At 69.4% G+C, this 13,784-nt stretch carries 18 protein-coding genes and 2 pseudogenes; 11 read left to right on the top strand and 9 right to left on the bottom strand.

The genetic code is table 11. From position 1 onward, the window contains the following. Positions 1-32: 32 nt before the first annotated feature. The 3 genes and pseudogenes from BM362_RS31465 to BM362_RS50750 all read right to left on the bottom strand — a co-directional run. Positions 33-674: a hypothetical protein gene (locus BM362_RS31465; protein WP_093575592.1), complete on the bottom strand. Its 642-nt coding sequence runs from the start codon at positions 672-674 to the stop codon at positions 33-35. A gap of 123 nt (positions 675-797) precedes the next feature. Next, complete coding sequence (locus BM362_RS31460; RefSeq protein WP_208865399.1) at positions 798-1,199, bottom strand: hypothetical protein; 402 nt, start codon at positions 1,197-1,199, stop codon at positions 798-800. A 256-nt stretch (positions 1,200-1,455) separates the two neighbouring features. Continuing rightward, positions 1,456-1,698 (bottom strand): annotated as a pseudogene (locus tag BM362_RS50750) (site-specific integrase); the annotation flags it as partial. A gap of 375 nt (positions 1,699-2,073) precedes the next feature. On the opposite strand from BM362_RS50750, the gene BM362_RS47755 reads away from it, so the two are divergent. From BM362_RS47755 to BM362_RS31410, 9 genes are all read left to right on the top strand, one after another. Next, the gene (locus tag BM362_RS47755; RefSeq protein ID WP_167545512.1) at positions 2,074-2,403 is read left to right on the top strand and encodes a hypothetical protein; all 330 of its coding nucleotides are present in this window, start codon (positions 2,074-2,076) and stop codon (positions 2,401-2,403) included. A 187-nt stretch (positions 2,404-2,590) separates the two neighbouring features. After that, positions 2,591-2,830 carry a hypothetical protein gene (locus BM362_RS31445; RefSeq protein WP_093575589.1) on the top strand — a complete coding sequence of 80 codons (240 nt, stop codon included), beginning with the start codon at positions 2,591-2,593 and terminating at the stop codon, positions 2,828-2,830. Positions 2,831-3,070: 240 nt separating this feature from the next. Beyond that, entirely contained in the window at positions 3,071-3,523 is a 453-nt protein-coding gene (locus BM362_RS31440) for a hypothetical protein (protein ID WP_093575588.1), read from the top strand. A gap of 169 nt (positions 3,524-3,692) precedes the next feature. Next, entirely contained in the window at positions 3,693-3,953 is a 261-nt protein-coding gene (locus BM362_RS31435; RefSeq protein ID WP_093575587.1) for a hypothetical protein, read from the top strand. Further along, a complete protein-coding gene (locus BM362_RS31430) occupies positions 3,950-4,753 on the top strand; it encodes a hypothetical protein (RefSeq protein WP_093575586.1) in 804 nt (267 codons plus the stop codon). Before BM362_RS31435 ends, BM362_RS31430 begins: the two co-directional genes overlap by 4 nt. After that, positions 4,750-5,109 (top strand): hypothetical protein, encoded by a 360-nt coding sequence (locus BM362_RS31425; protein ID WP_093575585.1) that lies wholly within the window; start codon positions 4,750-4,752, stop codon positions 5,107-5,109. Before BM362_RS31430 ends, BM362_RS31425 begins: the two co-directional genes overlap by 4 nt. Positions 5,110-5,391: 282 nt before the next feature. Next, entirely contained in the window at positions 5,392-5,808 is a 417-nt protein-coding gene (locus BM362_RS31420; RefSeq protein WP_093575584.1) for a helix-turn-helix transcriptional regulator, read from the top strand. Positions 5,809-5,954: 146 nt separating this feature from the next. Next, on the top strand, positions 5,955-6,284 hold the full coding sequence (locus BM362_RS31415; protein WP_143132523.1) for a YrzE family protein: 330 nt from the start codon (positions 5,955-5,957) through the stop codon (positions 6,282-6,284). Positions 6,285-6,361: 77 nt separating this feature from the next. Beyond that, complete coding sequence (locus BM362_RS31410; protein WP_093575582.1) at positions 6,362-7,630, top strand: tyrosine-type recombinase/integrase; 1,269 nt, start codon at positions 6,362-6,364, stop codon at positions 7,628-7,630. 89 nt (positions 7,631-7,719) lie between these two features. Here BM362_RS31410 and BM362_RS31405 read toward each other — a convergent pair whose 3' ends face one another. After that, complete coding sequence (locus BM362_RS31405; protein ID WP_167545510.1) at positions 7,720-8,616, bottom strand: phosphotransferase; 897 nt, start codon at positions 8,614-8,616, stop codon at positions 7,720-7,722. Here BM362_RS31405 and BM362_RS47750 point away from each other — a divergent pair. Further along, a complete protein-coding gene (locus BM362_RS47750; RefSeq protein WP_093575580.1) occupies positions 8,587-8,793 on the top strand; it encodes a hypothetical protein in 207 nt (68 codons plus the stop codon). The two genes, BM362_RS31405 and BM362_RS47750, sit on opposite strands and share 30 nt — an antisense overlap. 237 nt (positions 8,794-9,030) lie before the next feature. Here the strand turns inward: BM362_RS47750 and BM362_RS31395 are convergent, their stop codons facing one another. The 5 genes from BM362_RS31395 to BM362_RS31375 form a co-directional block, all read right to left on the bottom strand. Beyond that, positions 9,031-9,492 (bottom strand): hypothetical protein, encoded by a 462-nt coding sequence (locus tag BM362_RS31395; RefSeq protein WP_143132522.1) that lies wholly within the window; start codon positions 9,490-9,492, stop codon positions 9,031-9,033. Between the two features lie 145 nt (positions 9,493-9,637). After that, positions 9,638-10,234 (bottom strand): hypothetical protein, encoded by a 597-nt coding sequence (locus BM362_RS31390; protein ID WP_093575578.1) that lies wholly within the window; start codon positions 10,232-10,234, stop codon positions 9,638-9,640. A gap of 518 nt (positions 10,235-10,752) precedes the next feature. Then, positions 10,753-11,136, bottom strand: a complete 384-nt coding sequence (locus tag BM362_RS31385) for a hypothetical protein (protein ID WP_093575577.1) — start codon at positions 11,134-11,136, stop codon at positions 10,753-10,755. A gap of 67 nt (positions 11,137-11,203) precedes the next feature. After that, entirely contained in the window at positions 11,204-11,938 is a 735-nt protein-coding gene (locus tag BM362_RS48465) for a GntR family transcriptional regulator (protein ID WP_093575576.1), read from the bottom strand. Between the two features lie 290 nt (positions 11,939-12,228). Continuing rightward, complete coding sequence (locus BM362_RS31375) at positions 12,229-12,918, bottom strand: site-specific integrase (protein ID WP_244287351.1); 690 nt, start codon at positions 12,916-12,918, stop codon at positions 12,229-12,231. 481 nt (positions 12,919-13,399) lie between these two features. On the opposite strand from BM362_RS31375, the pseudogene BM362_RS31370 reads away from it, so the two are divergent. Next, positions 13,400-13,784 (top strand): annotated as a pseudogene (locus BM362_RS31370) (hypothetical protein); the annotation flags it as partial.

Here is a 13,784-nt window from a genome sequence, read left to right as displayed (position 1 = left end):
ACTGAGACTGTACGGCATCTGAGCGGATAACGTCAGTTATCCGCTGAGTCGACGTCCGGCGGCTTCGGTGCCCGTCGTCGCCGCGCCGCGGCCTCGCGCAGTTCCGCCTCGTATGCCTTGTTTTCCTCCTGTATATCGGCCCACTCCTTTGCCGTCTTGTCGTGGACTTCGCGCAGTGAGGCCAGTTCCGCGGAGGGTTCCCAGGGTTCTTGGCGGAGGTAGCGGCCGAGGACGAGCAGTCCTTCCCGGCACGCGGCCGACACGATCTCGACGGGCTGCGGGGCCTCGCCGCGGGAGAGCATCTGGATCCCATGTACGTGCTGGATCAGGTCGTGGACCAGTTCGATGTCGCGCCGGACCTGTTCGTCGAGGAGGTACGGGATCGCGAGGCCGATCCGGTCGTGCTGCTCGGAGAAGTCGTCCTGGCGCTCGACCGGCTCGGACGCCGTTCTCCAGTGCGCGACGGCGCTGGCGTGCTGGCCCAGGAACCGCAGCGCGACGGCTGCCTGGTCGACTTTGTCCTGGCCGCGCTCGGCGAGGGCCTTCTTGCGTTCGAACTTGTGCTGGCGCTCCTGGTTCTTGCGTGACTGCCGTCCGCCGAGCCAGCCGCCGAAGCCGGCGGTGATGCTCGCGCCGAGGACCGTCCCCACCGGGGCAACCCATTCCCAGACCATCTTCGCTCCTGATTCTCTACGCGCCGGGCAGCGGCGCAGCCGGGCCGAGGGTGAGGCGGGAGTTCATGTTGAGCTTGAACTCGCCGTCCATCGCCTTATCTGGACATTTTGATCTTGACCTGGTCATTCGCTCACCTCGTTGAGGTCCTCGCAAGGTTCGCCGAACTCTGCGAGGAGTTCTTGGATGCGCCGGGTGATGGCCTCGTGTCGCTCGATCTCACGGGGCCAGTTGCGCTCGACGGCGTCCTGGGTGAGCTGCCGTTCCCGGGTCAGCCGGGAGCGCAGCCTCGGGGCGTACTCGCTGGTGGTGAAGAACTTCGAGCAGCGCAGGTAGAGGTCGCACTCGCAAGGCCCTTCGGCCGGAAGCCGCAGGCAGTGGCCTAGCTCCAGCTCGGTCTTGAAGAAGTTGCTCTTCAGCCAGTCGACAGTGCCCTGGCCGAGCTTGTTGTTCAGCAGCGCCTCGGCGGCCGGACCGGCGATGCGGCCGCCGTTGGCGATGACCCGCTCGTACTGCTCCTTGAGCACAGGGTCACTGATGTGGGAGTACCTGACCGACATCTGCGCGTTGCGGTGCCCGAGGATGGCCATGATCGTCTGGATGCGGGCGCCGCCCTCGGCGAGCTGGGTGCCGACGGTGTGCCGGAACCTGTGGGTGGTGACGGTGGGCGGCGAGCACCCGGTTGACCGTCGCGGGCGACAGCAGCGTCCCCGGCATCGCCGCCCCGCCGACGACCACCGTCAACCCGAGTCGCTGGGCCGCCCGCTTGCTCGGGAGCCGCCGAAGGTAGCCCAGGAACCGCAGCGTGTCCGCCGGGCCGAACTCCTGCCAGGCCAACTGCTCCCGTTGTAAGAAGACGAACAGGTGCTTGAGATCGTAACCGTAGGCGCACAACGTATTCGGCGAGAACCCCCGGTCGACCAAGTGCTCCGGGAACCGGCCCGCCACCTCGACCGCACGCCCTTCGGCGTCCAATAACCGAACCTGCCGGACGCCCCCGGCCTCCCGGACCTTGACCACGCGCATCGCGGCATCGTCGTGGCCCGCGCGGAGGACGGCCCCGAGACACGGCGACCGTCTTCCGTAGACCACTCGAATGTGTCCAGATAAATCGCCACGTGCGCCCACATCAGCGGCGTCAGGCCGCGGTAGTCCACCGGCCCGAACGTCGCCGCCCACTTCGTAGGCGTGGATCGCGGCCGCGCGGCGGGCCCGGCGCGTCACCAAGTCCCCGGAAGTCCTCGGTGATCCCGAGGTAGGCCTTCCCGCCGCCGGATCTCCAGGCCGGGGCCGACCGCGACGCCGTCGGGGTGGAGCACTACGCGCGCTCCCAGGTCGCCGCGACAAGTGAATACGCGCGGCAAGATCTGCGAGTACCTTTTCCACTGTGAGGAGCAAGCGATGAGTCTGCGGCAAGGGCTGGGGCCGAGGGGGGACCGGGACTGGGGCCCGTGGAGGCTGGATCCCGAGACCCTCGTGTTGTTCTGCGAGGACGATGCACATCCGTCCGGCTACGAAGTCGACCTGGAGCTGTGCTTGACCTCGGCCCAGGTGCTGGACTGGATCATGCAGGTCGAGATGAAAACCTGGGCTGACGACGCGGTGGTCGCCGGACTCGTCCGCGCCCTCAACGACGTCCTCCGGCCGCAGGCAACGCTGTGCTCGTCGGGCATCTCCAAGACCCTGACGAAGACCCGAATCGCCGGACTCGTCCAGCTCGCCACGCGGTAGAGATCACGCGCGGCCGGTCGCAGCTCGACACGTCGGTGTGTCTGATTCGGTTGGCCGCGCCTGGTGCCGGAGGCGGGTCATAGTCTGGCGGGCATGCACGACGAAGACACCGATCGTCTGGCGGAGTGGTCGCCGCAGGGCCTGGCGGGCAAGCTCGCCGGGAACGACGCCGGCGAGGCAACGTTTCGTGCTGCGAGCGGTGGCCGCCCGCGTGGCGGCTGGGACCGGGACGTGCGCGGACCCGTTGCACGTGGTGAAGGATCTGTCCCGGGCGGCGGGCTCGCTGGCCGAGGCGGTCCAGGCGATCGTCGACCGGGAAATCCGGCTGGAACCCGGCATGGCCGCGGACCTTGCCGGGGCACGGGAGGCCGTGACGCAGCTCGATGCCGCGGCGGCGAACCTGTGGGCGCTGCGTCAGCGGTTCTGACCGTCGGCAAGGGACAGATGCTCAACGGCAGGGCAGACCTGCGGATCGCTTGCACCGCACCGAGACGACGCGACACGCTCAGGCGCGCAGGGCGGTGATGAGCGCGCCGACCAGCTGTGAACCCTCCCCCGGACGGGCAGGATCCAGGGCGACACTGCTGGCACGCCCGGCGTTCACGACGAGTCCTGACTCGCCCGTCGGGCTGCAGCGCACTGAACCTCGTGATGAAGGGATTCCGAGATGGTCACCGACAGCGAAGGAACTCCCCTCGGCGATTTCCGGCGCGTCGTTCTCGCAAGAGACGACGACCAGACGGAGGCGGAGAGCTTCTCCGACGCGGTGGTGGCCGTGGCCGGCGACGACGAGGTGATCCAGGAGGCGAACCTGACGGCGGCGGTCGACAAGGCAGATGATCGGCGGGCTGTGATCCGGCTGTCGGGAAGAGCAGGGCTCCAACCAGCGGATGTCAATCAAGCGGCAGCGGATGCGCGTACTCAGCACGTCCGCAACGCGGTGATGGCTGTCCCCGGGGTCACGGGTGTTGCCGTCGTCGCCACCACGAGCAACCGGCAGAGGAACATCGTGGTCCGCTGGGAAACCGGAGCCGACGGTGCGACGGTCAGCCAACAGTCATGGCAGGCGGTCGCGGGTCTCCTTCCCGACGTCCAATTGAGCCGGGCATTCTGGCAGTAGATGACAACGGGCCTTGTTCAGCGTCGGCTCTGGGCATCTGCCGGAGGCGTGCAGCCGTCGCTGCCCCCCGGATCCCGCCCTTCGTCAACACTCCTCGCCCGTCAGGCACACCACCGAGCCAGCGATGAATACTGCACGCAAACCCTTACGCCCGAAGGAGAAACGCCGGATGACCACTCGAACTGAGGCCATCGCCAACGCCCTGCGCTGGGCCGAAGCGGCCGAGGAGCAAGTCCTCCTGCAGAAGGACGCCAGCGACCTCGCCGACACTGCCCGCGAGGAGAAGGAAAACTGGCTCTCTGCCGGAGTCGCTGCCGACAAGCACGGCAAGAGGAAAGACGGTGCCTGCCAGATGGCAATGATGTGGGCCGCTGTCGCCCAAGCAATGGGGCCCGGCGCTGGCGGGCGCGAGGAGGGTCTGCCGGAATGACCGCCGAACCGCTGCCGTACTGCGCGCGGATCGTGCGCCCCGGCCACGACACTCTGCATTTCGGGTTCGCGGACGAAACCCAGGCCAGAATGGCGGCCGACAACCTCCGCCGCCAGCTCGCGGACACCGCGCACATCCCGCACACCGCGATGGAGCACGGCCGGACCCCGGCTGGGGCCGAGGTGATCCCGCCCCTGTCCGGAGGAGCGGCCGAGATCGCCGACGCGCTCGCCCAGGAAGCACGCGTCGGCGACGCCCCGGCCCGCTTCCCGGACGTGTTTGCGCGACTGCGAGCCCAGTTCGGCTACGAGGAAGCGTGCGAAATGCAGCGGGCCGCGCTCGCCTTGCTCGACATGGAAGACGAGGAAGACGAGGAAGACGAGGAAACCGGCGAGGCGGAACAGCTGCGCCGGCAGGCGGCGGAGCTGGACGCGCGGCTGCGGTCGGTCTATCTCGACCGGCTGGACTTGCTCGCGGTGCTGGCCGCCGACCCGGCCCTGCACCCGCGGCTCGCGCTCGACGCCGACGGCCAGCCCGGCTTCCGCACCGTGCTGTTCCTGACCGACCCCGACGTCGGCCAGATGTCGTTCCATATCGCCGACGTCGACCTCCCGCTGGTCCAGCACGTGCCCTGGGCCGACGACGGCGACCCGTACGCGACCTGGGACGGCAGCGACAAAGATGCTGTGCGCGCCCGGCTCCGGGAGCTGGCCCAGCGCCGGGCTGTCGCCGCCCGCCTCGAGTTACGGCGTGCCGAGACGACGCAGGCCGACGCTGACGCCGAAGAGACGCGTGCGTGAGCGCGGTTCACGAACTGCTGAGCCGACGCAGCGATCTCCAGCTGGAGTTCGTCCGACATCGTCGCCGCGGCCGCGTGCACGTGGTCGTCCCGCGCGACCCGGACACCAGGCAAGAACTGGCGCCGACGGCCGACCTCGGCGAGGAGGAGAAGTTCCAGGGCGCCCTGGGCTTCGTGCGGAAGGCCACGCCGACGCTCTGCGGCCGCACGATGCTCGTGTACTTCGACGGCGAGACCGGAGACCACGAGATCGTCGACGCCTTCGCCGACGACGACCTGTGCGGGAGCTGCCACCGCGTTCTCGGACCGGAGCACGCCGCCCGCGCCTTCGAACACCCGACACTGCTGCCATCCTGATGCCGGTCGGCCTGCGCAATGCTCCGGCTTCCCGTCGAAGCCAACACTCGTGGTGCTCTCGTCGACGCCGACGAGACGGCCACCCCCATCACCCCCGACTCGGCCCAGCGAAGAACGAGAAAGGCGAAAGGCAGGGAGCACGATCACCGGTAACGAAGGACGCTTCGCTATCGTCGGGACAGGACGGCGAGGTCCGCGCCGCCAAACCGATCCCGGGAGCTGAGGCGACGGCAAACATGCAGACACCCGAACTGGACCCCGAGAGCGCGGCCGCGTTCGCCAATGTCACGCCGGCAGACCGACCGAAGCCGCTCGAAGCCGCCCGACGGCTCGATGTTGCAGAACCCTGACGCCCGCCACTTCGGCTACCCGCTCCGCCGAGCATCCGGCGTGCGTTCCGCAGTCATGTACCGGACTCTGACGCGAATGCTCAACGACGGATGGATCTCCGACGGCTGGGAAGACCCCCGCACCCTCGCCGCGGGGCACGAGCCGCGCCGCTACTACGTCCTGACGGCCACAGGCCGGGAAGCGCTTGCCGACGTCGTGGCCCACCGTCTTCCCCCGTTGCGGGTTCAGATCGTCGCGGTGTTCCGACGTCGCACTCCTGCCTTCTCCAGCGAGAACCGGACGCACACGGCCGAGCTGGTGGCGCGCCGCTGGCGCGCCCTGCGCGCCCGGAAACCGAGGCGGCGATAGCGTCCTCTCCCCCACCTCGAAACCGGCGAGAAGAAGCCAGCCGCCGTTCGAGCCCCCGGCCCGCGCGCGTTGGCAGCGGCACCGACAGCCGCCGACGGAACGCGCCGTGGTGAACCCGGCCTTCAAGAACGGAAAGGGTCGTCGTGATGCAGAAGCAGACCGCGCCGCGGCGCTGGTGGAACGTGCTGCGGTCCCGCCAGCGCGAGGTGATCCGGGCCGGGGCGTTCTGCCTGGCATGCCTCGCGCTGTTCGCTGTCGGCCTTCTGCTGGCGCCCTTGCTCTGGCCGGGTGCGCTGCAGCACGAGGACGACAGCGGTGTGGCGGCCCTCGCGGGAATCGTGGTCGGCGTGGCCGCTGCCCTGGGAGGGATGCTGCTCGGCCGCCGCGCCGAGAACCGCCACCAGCGCAAGTACGGCACGACGTCTGTCGTCAGCCTCGCCCGCGGCGCCGATCGGAACGAGGCGCGGCATGACTGACGGACGCTGACACAGCAGTACTGCGAAGTCTCGACGTCCACCGCGAACGCGCACCCCGGCCCCCAGAGGAGAAGACCGTGAGCACCAGCCTCGTACTGGCCGAACCGGCGTTCATGCAGGAATACCCGGAACTGCGGAACACCGGCGTGCCGGACTGGCTGCCGTTCGCGATGGAGCAGACCGTGAAGTGGCTGACTCTGAGCTACGAGGGCAGCCACAGCAAAGGCGGCAGCGAGAACACCACGAAGAACTACGCGATCGACCTGGGTGTGCCGAGGGCGATGCAGACCTGGCGCGAGCCGGTCACCGGCAACCGAGGGCGACGTTCACCCGGCCCGCGGCCCCAGTCGTTCCTGCGCTGGTGCGCGGCCGCCGACGTCAACCCCTTCACCGACGTCGACGTAGACCTCGCGCACGCCTGGACGCGGTACAGCCGGTTCTGCGGCGACGCGGACACCACGCTGCACCGCCGCGTCGGCTCGATCAGCGCCTGGTACTCGGCCATGCGCCGCCGCGAGCACACCACGACCGTGTTCGCCGACCTGATCACCCGGCAGGACCGCGAAAATCTCGGCATCACCGCCGACCCGGCCTCGCCGACCGTGGCCGCGCCGCTGGCCGCAGTGCAGGCGGTGCAGGTCGCCGCGCTGCTGGACCCCTCGCCCCTGCGGACCCGCAACCGCGTGATCGCCGAGCTGCTCCCCGGCACCGGCCTGCGCGCGGCCGAGCTGTGCAACCTCGACCTCGACGACCTGCACCGCCCCGGACCCGGCGGCGTCCCCGCGCTCTACGTCCGCGGCAAGGGCGACAAGTACCGCTGGGTCGCGCTCGACGACCACGAGCTCGCGCTCATCGACGACTACCTGCCCGACCGGGTTCCTCCGGACACCGGCGCCGACGTCGCCCTCGCCGGACAGGTCGGCAACCGGCCCGCCCTGGCGCAGCCGCTGCTCACCTCGAGCACCGGACGGCGGCTGTCGACGCAGGCGATCACCTCCGTCCTCAACCGGCTCAGCGGCCTGCTCGACCCCGACTCCGATCACCCCGTCGTCGCCGAGGCCGCGCTCGTGCTGGCCGACGCCGGACGGCTGCACCCGCACCGGCTCCGCCACGCCCACGCCCAGGAGGCCCACGACGCCGGCGCCTCGCTCAACCGGATCCGGCTGCAGCTCGGGCACGCGTCGCTGGCCACGACACAGCTCTACCTCGACAACAGCGCCAACCTGCGCAAATCGACCTCCGTGGTGGTCTCCCGCCTCATCCGCGAAGGGGTCGACCTCAGCACCCTCCCCACCGACGGCATCCGGCTGCGCGACCTCCCCGACCTCGAACACCAAGAATCCTGACGGGTAGTGCCGCGTCGGCCCACCCGCTGGTCGTCGAAAGCTCTAAGGTGGTTTCGCCTGGTCACCAGGAGTGTCGGGAGCACGGGCGGCTAGCGACTGGTCGCTGGCTGTCGCAGCATGTCGCGTACGTGCGCTTGCAGCGGCCCGACCAGGTCAGGGTGAAATCGGTGCCGCTGGATCAGCCTGGCCGCGACGAAGAGCTGCGCGGCGCGGCCTGCTTCGGTGTCGAGCACGTCGGCGAAGGCGTCGCGCACTCGTTGAGCTGTCCGAGGGGTCAGCAGTGCGCAGCACAGCAGCGTTGCCGCGTCGGTTCCGGCTGGTCCTTTCCCCCACATTTCCCAGTCGAGGATGCCCACCCGGGGACCGAACAGGTTGTTCCAGTGCAGATCGCCGTGCGTCGTCTCCCAGCGGGTGATCGGGTGCCGATCAGCGATTTCGGCACCGAACACGTCGGCGATGGCGTGGTCCGGGCCGCTGCCGCGAGCGAATCGCGTCGTCGGGGTTCCGCGCAGGTTCTGCAGCGCGGCAACGAGATCGCTCCACCAGTCGTCCGGCAGTTCCAGGTCCTGGCGGAGCACTTCGGTCGGTGAGCACGGCCGGCCTTCTAGCCTGGTGACGACGTCGGCGCGCAGCCCGCGCGGATGCCCTTCGACGGCGGCCCATCGGTCGCTTGTCCATGCGGCGGCGGCCAGGGGGCGGGGCATCGGAACACCGGTGATCGCGGCCGAGCTGGCGATCCCGGTCCACATCGGATCGTCGGTCCAACGCGCGTCCTCGGTGCCGACTCGCAGCCAGCACGATCCTCCGGGGCCTTCGGCGTCCGCGCTGATCGACCGGTACGCCTGGCCGCACTTCGCAGGCCCGGTGACCGACAGCCCGAGGCGTTCCGCGGCCGCTGTGAGCTGCTGGCGCATCCACTCCGCGAACCGGTCGTCGGTCAGGTCGTCGGTGCCCAGATGTACTACCGGCGCGGCAGCATCGAACACGCCTGCGCGACCTGGCAACGGGCGCTCGATCATCTCGACGGCGTCCGCTCCGTCCGAACCCGCAAAGCCGTCGCCAAGATCCGCCGAAACGTCGCTCCCTTCCGCGCCCGGGGCATGCGCGCGGCGACCGAGCTGGACATCCGCGCCCGGGACCTGCTGGTCGCGTACGGCGGTTGAGCGGATATTTCACTACCACGGCCAGGCGAACGGCACCCCTCCGGACGGGTTGCCTGGATAACGTCAGGTCAGAGCCATGCGGAGCGCGGCACCGGCAGACGACGAACCGGCCAGGGTGAACTCGGCCCGCGCCGCGTGTCACGAAACTGTCGGTGGTGCCGCGCATCATGGCCGTGCAGGTGTTGCCCCGGGGTGGGTCAACGGAGGTCGTCGGCACTGGCTGCACGGACCTGTGAATTAGTCGGAGCGTAGCTGCAAGCCTGCTGTCTGAAGCGCGGGAGCGGGGCCGGAGATGCTGACACGGACGGTGCCGAGATCGGCGGCCCAGGCGGCGTGGCCGTCGTGTTCGCGGTAGATCCCGTCGCGGTCGTGGCCGTCGACGGGGAGTCGGCGTGCGCTGGTGCTGGCGTGGTCGTGAGCGTCGCGCTGACGGTCTCGCATCCACTGTTCGATGTCGCCATCGGAGGCGCGGTCGTAATGCCAGCTGCCGAACAGCGCTTCCGCGGCGGCATCGGCGAGGTCCAGCTGCCGCAGATCCGTGCGTTCGGTAATGACCGTCAGGTTCGCGTCCGGCACGGTGCAGCTGATGGCCTCGGGCCCGTGCTCGCCACTGCGGGTCAGCATCCGCAGGCAGCCGCGCGGCTCGGGAAGGGCCGGGACCGCGACGGGGTGACCGAGCGCGGCGGCGGCCTCCGACACTGTTCCCGGCCACGTCGAACCCGGACGGCCCGGGCGGGAATCGTTGCGCTGCATCGGCATCAGCCCCCTGGTTGTCGCGATCGTGGATTCCGGCCACCGATGCCGGGGGCGGACGGTTGCCCGGCCCCCGGCACGACTGCGGGTGTCAGACGATGATCGCACTCTCCGACGGTCCGGCGCTCACGCAGACGGCCAAGTCGATCAGCGTCACCGAACTGTAGGGGGAGCGGACCTGCGCGCGGGTCGGGCCCCCGCCCCCGGTGAAGACGAAGGACGTGGCCCAGCTGCTGGCCCCGTGGAACGGCTCGCCCCAGGTTTGGGTCGAGACCCCGAAGTCGTCGGTGAAATCCACTTTCCAGTCGAATCCGATCGTGGGGAGGTCCACCACCCACGATGTCGCCATGCGCCCTTGCTTGCCCCCCACCGGAACGAACGTGAGCGAGGAGGTGCCGCAGTTGCCCGGCAGCGTCTCCTGCGGAGACATCCGGCCCGCGTCGAGAGCGGGTTTCACCTCGCGGGTCCAGCGCTGGTAGGCCTGTTGAGGGATCGCCACCACCTGCCCGTTGTCCAGCACCGCCCGGGCCGAACCGCCGGCGCCGCTCTCAGCGCTGACGATCTGGTGCCTGGTCATCGGCACCGTCACCGAGATGCGCTGTTCCTGCGCCGCCGCGGCCGGCGCGGCGACCGCCGCGGCGGCGCTCACCACCGCGGCGCAGGCCGCGGGCATGCTCCACCATTTCATGTCAATCCTCCCCATTCATTTGACAGATCGGGAAAACTCCCGCCTCGTCCATCTCGCTGACCGGCCGAACCGTTATCCCGCTCCGATCCGCAGCACCCGGATGGTGCAGCGCTTCGAGCGGCTGTCTCTGCTGAACGCGACGTCGATAAAATTCCGATAATTCTGGCGATGCTTCCGATACAGGGGACACGACGCATTGTTTCTGCGGATTCAGTCGCAGAAACAGGTGAGCGTTGCCCTCGGTTTTTCTTTCGACGGTGCGTGATCGGTGAAGCCGCGGGAGCGGCTCGGGTCTTCCGGCGTCGGCGTCCCCGCCCGTCCCTGGCTGTCCTCGCGGTGCTCCGGGCGGCTCGCGGGGACCTGCGGCTGCGGGGGAAATCTCGTGGTCGCGTCAGTTCAGCGGGACGATCGACCGCAGCGGTGTCGGCGAATGCGGGAACAGTCTATTTCGGACGGATGACTGGCGTGATGTCCGATCGGTCTGTCCGTTGACGAGCGTTTTCCGTGCGCGTCATTCGCTACTTCGGTCCGCCTGTTCCCCGAAGGGTGACAAACCCGGGCGTGCCGGTGCCGGGGTCAGGCGACCAGCCGATGATGCGTACTTTCCCGAGGACCCGTGACACGCTGGTTGCCCAGTCGGTGGCTTCGTCGTCGGACATGGTCTTGCCCGTCGCCTGGGAGAACAGTTTGGCCAGTTGCCAGCCGTCTGCGGTGAAGCGCAGTGCGAAACTCCCCACGGTCAGCGCGTGTGTGGTGTGCCAGACAGCCGGATCCTTGGCCCGGCGCCAGCCGATCAACCTCTCGGCCACGGCAGGGTCGTCCAGCAGCGTCGCCAGCTGGGCTTCGGCCCAGCCGCGTGCCTGCTCGAACGAGACGATCTGCGCGGGCGCGGTGCCCAGCACTTCCCCGGCTGTCGCTTCGCCGGGTCCGTAGTGCAGAGTCAGTCGCCAATTGCCTTTCTCCGGATGATCAGAACGGCGGGTCGTCCGGGCCGAGCGGTCGTGCGCGGTCGGGCCAGATGCGCAGGGCCACGTGCTCGCCGACCGGCTGAGGTCCGCCGCTCTGCGCGATGGGCGCCTGGCCCTCCGGCCTCGCCGCGCCGTCGCGCAGGATCGCGCGGGCGGCGGCCACGAGGTGCCGGTCGGCGTCGGTCAGGCCGTGGCCGACAATCCGCCGTGCCGCATCGACGAATGCTTCGGACTGCCACCGCAGCACATGCCGGTCCAGGCCGTACAGGAAAGTGACGTCGACCCGTCGCGGCGGCATCTTCTTCTCGGGGTCTACGTGCGGATCGTCCCAGTCCGGGTCGCCGCCCACGTAGACGTAGTGCGGAGCCGATCCACCGGAGGTCGCGGCGAGGTAGCGGCAGATCGAAGCGGCGTCCAGGACGTCGAGCACGTCATGCCGCCGGCTCAGCGGGGGCTGGTCCACGACGAACCGACCGGCGCGGGGCCGGGCGTGGGTCAGGCCGACCGCGTCGAGCTTGGACAGCGCGGAAGCCGCAGTCGCCATCGCCACGCCATAAGCGCGCATCAGTTCCTTCTGCGAAGGCACCTTTGCTCCCCACTGCAGAGAACCCTGGTGGATCGCCACCAGCAGATCGGCGGCGATCGTGGCTGCCGTGGTCGGCGTGGGCAGCTGCGGGATCGCGAGGGGCTCAGCCGCCCCGGCGTCGACGGGTTGCTCGGCGGATGTTTCCGTCATGAACCCATTTAACCAAGTGATCTAGATTAGCTGAATATCCTGACCGGGTGGCGCGCTCTTGCAAGGGTTCTCACAAATGACCGTTTCTGAGAGGGCACCGTGCCGACTGCCGCCGATGTCAGTGTCGGCCCGCCACTCCTAGAGCTACGGCCAGCCGCAAAGTAGCGGCGTTGTAGGTGGTCAGCTCCTTCGGCGGGGGCTGGACAGTGTCTCGGTGGCCTCGTGCACTGCGGCGAGGCCGGGTTTGACGTAGCGCTGAACTGACCGCAGGCTCTTGTGCCCGGTTTTGGTCATGATGACGTTCGCGGAGACGTTGGCGTCGCCGAGGAGTGGCGGAGTTGGTGCAGTCGTAGCCCGTCGCCGTAGTAGGCGAGCAGGACGCGGGCGCGGTCGTAGCCGAGGCGAGCCCGGCCGGTTTCCGGGCAGATGTCGCGCGGGTCGGTGGTCGCGCGGCGGTGCGGGCCGGGCCGGTACTCGGAGAGGAACAGCGGGCCGCGTTCGCGGCCGGCGATGAGCCGGGGCAACAGGTGGGCGGTGTCGGTGCCCCAGGTGATCCACATGATGTCCCCGCCTTTGGCGGTGATCCTGGCCTGTTTGTTGGGCAGGTCCAGGTCCTCGATGTTGAGTGCGAGCACCGCGGAGGCGCGGGAGGCGGACTCGTAGAGCATCCGCCACAGCGTCTTCTCTCGCAGTGGCACGTCGCGGCGTCGGCAGAGCCGGTCGATCCGCGACTTCGACACGGCTTTGGTGTCGTCGTTGTTCTCCCGCTGCCGCTCCGCCGAGCCCGGCAGCGCTGGGCCGGTCCAGTGCTGTTTGTCGGCGCACCAGCCCAGCCAGGAGCCGACGGCGGCGCGGTTGCGGTTCCAGGTCGCCGGTTTCGCGGTGCCCCACAGTTCGGTGAGCGCGTCGCCGATCTCGGTGTCGTCTATGCCGGCGAGCGTGCGGCCGGGGCCGACCTGCTCGGCGGTCCGGTCGAGCACGTTGGTGTAGGCGCGCAGCGTGTTCGGGTTGCCCTTGACCTTCGGGGTGTCGAGGAAGGCGTCGATCGCGGCGCGGACGGTCGGGCCACTGGCCTTGCCAGCCCCGCGCCGCGCGGTCTTCAGCTAGGTCACCGTCGCCGCCACGATCGGGCCCTCTCGATCGACCTACCGGATAACGTGCACGAGTCGCGTCAGCGGTCACGCGACGTCGCCGCTGGTCGCCGACCTCGTCGGCTGTAACCCCGGGTTCGCCGCCGAACGGGCCTCGGTCCTCGCGACAAACTGGAACCGCTACGCGGCCCTCCGAGCCACCCGGCGGTCCGTCGCACGGTGACTTCCCTCGGGTGAATACGAGCAAGTCGAATACGGGACTGCACCGGTCAGCTCTGGTCTGCCGGACCGCTTTCGACCGCGCCACTGTCGCTTTGCTGCTGTAAACGAACAAGTTGACAGCGGTGTGTCAATGAGTACGTTTACAGCCATGGATCCCTTGAGTGCGGACCCCGTTCCGAGCGCCGCGGCCGCCGACCTCCTCGCCCGTTACGCCCCCGCCGAGGTCGCGCGACCCTCCGCCGGGACGTTGATCGCCAGCGTCCTGCGCGCCGTGCGCGCCGAAGGCGACGACGCGCGTCCCGATCCCGCCGACGTCACCGTCGGCGACCTGGTCGGCGCGCTGAGGCTGTTCCCCGAGCACGCGGTGGACCTCAAGCGCGCCGAACGCGCGCTGATCGAGGCGGCGATGGACCGCGGCAGCAGCTGGGACGCGCTGGGCAGGGAACTCGGCGGCCGGTCCCGGCAGGCGATGTACCAGCACTACCGGCGTATCGGCGGCACGCGCAGCTGGCCCACCACCCGGGCAGGTCTGG

This window comes from Amycolatopsis rubida (genome assembly GCF_900115345.1).
In the GTDB taxonomy this organism is placed as follows: Bacteria; Actinomycetota; Actinomycetes; order Mycobacteriales; family Pseudonocardiaceae; genus Amycolatopsis; species Amycolatopsis rubida.
Note: the sequence above shows the minus strand (reverse complement) of the source record. Positions and strands in the feature narration are given on the sequence as shown.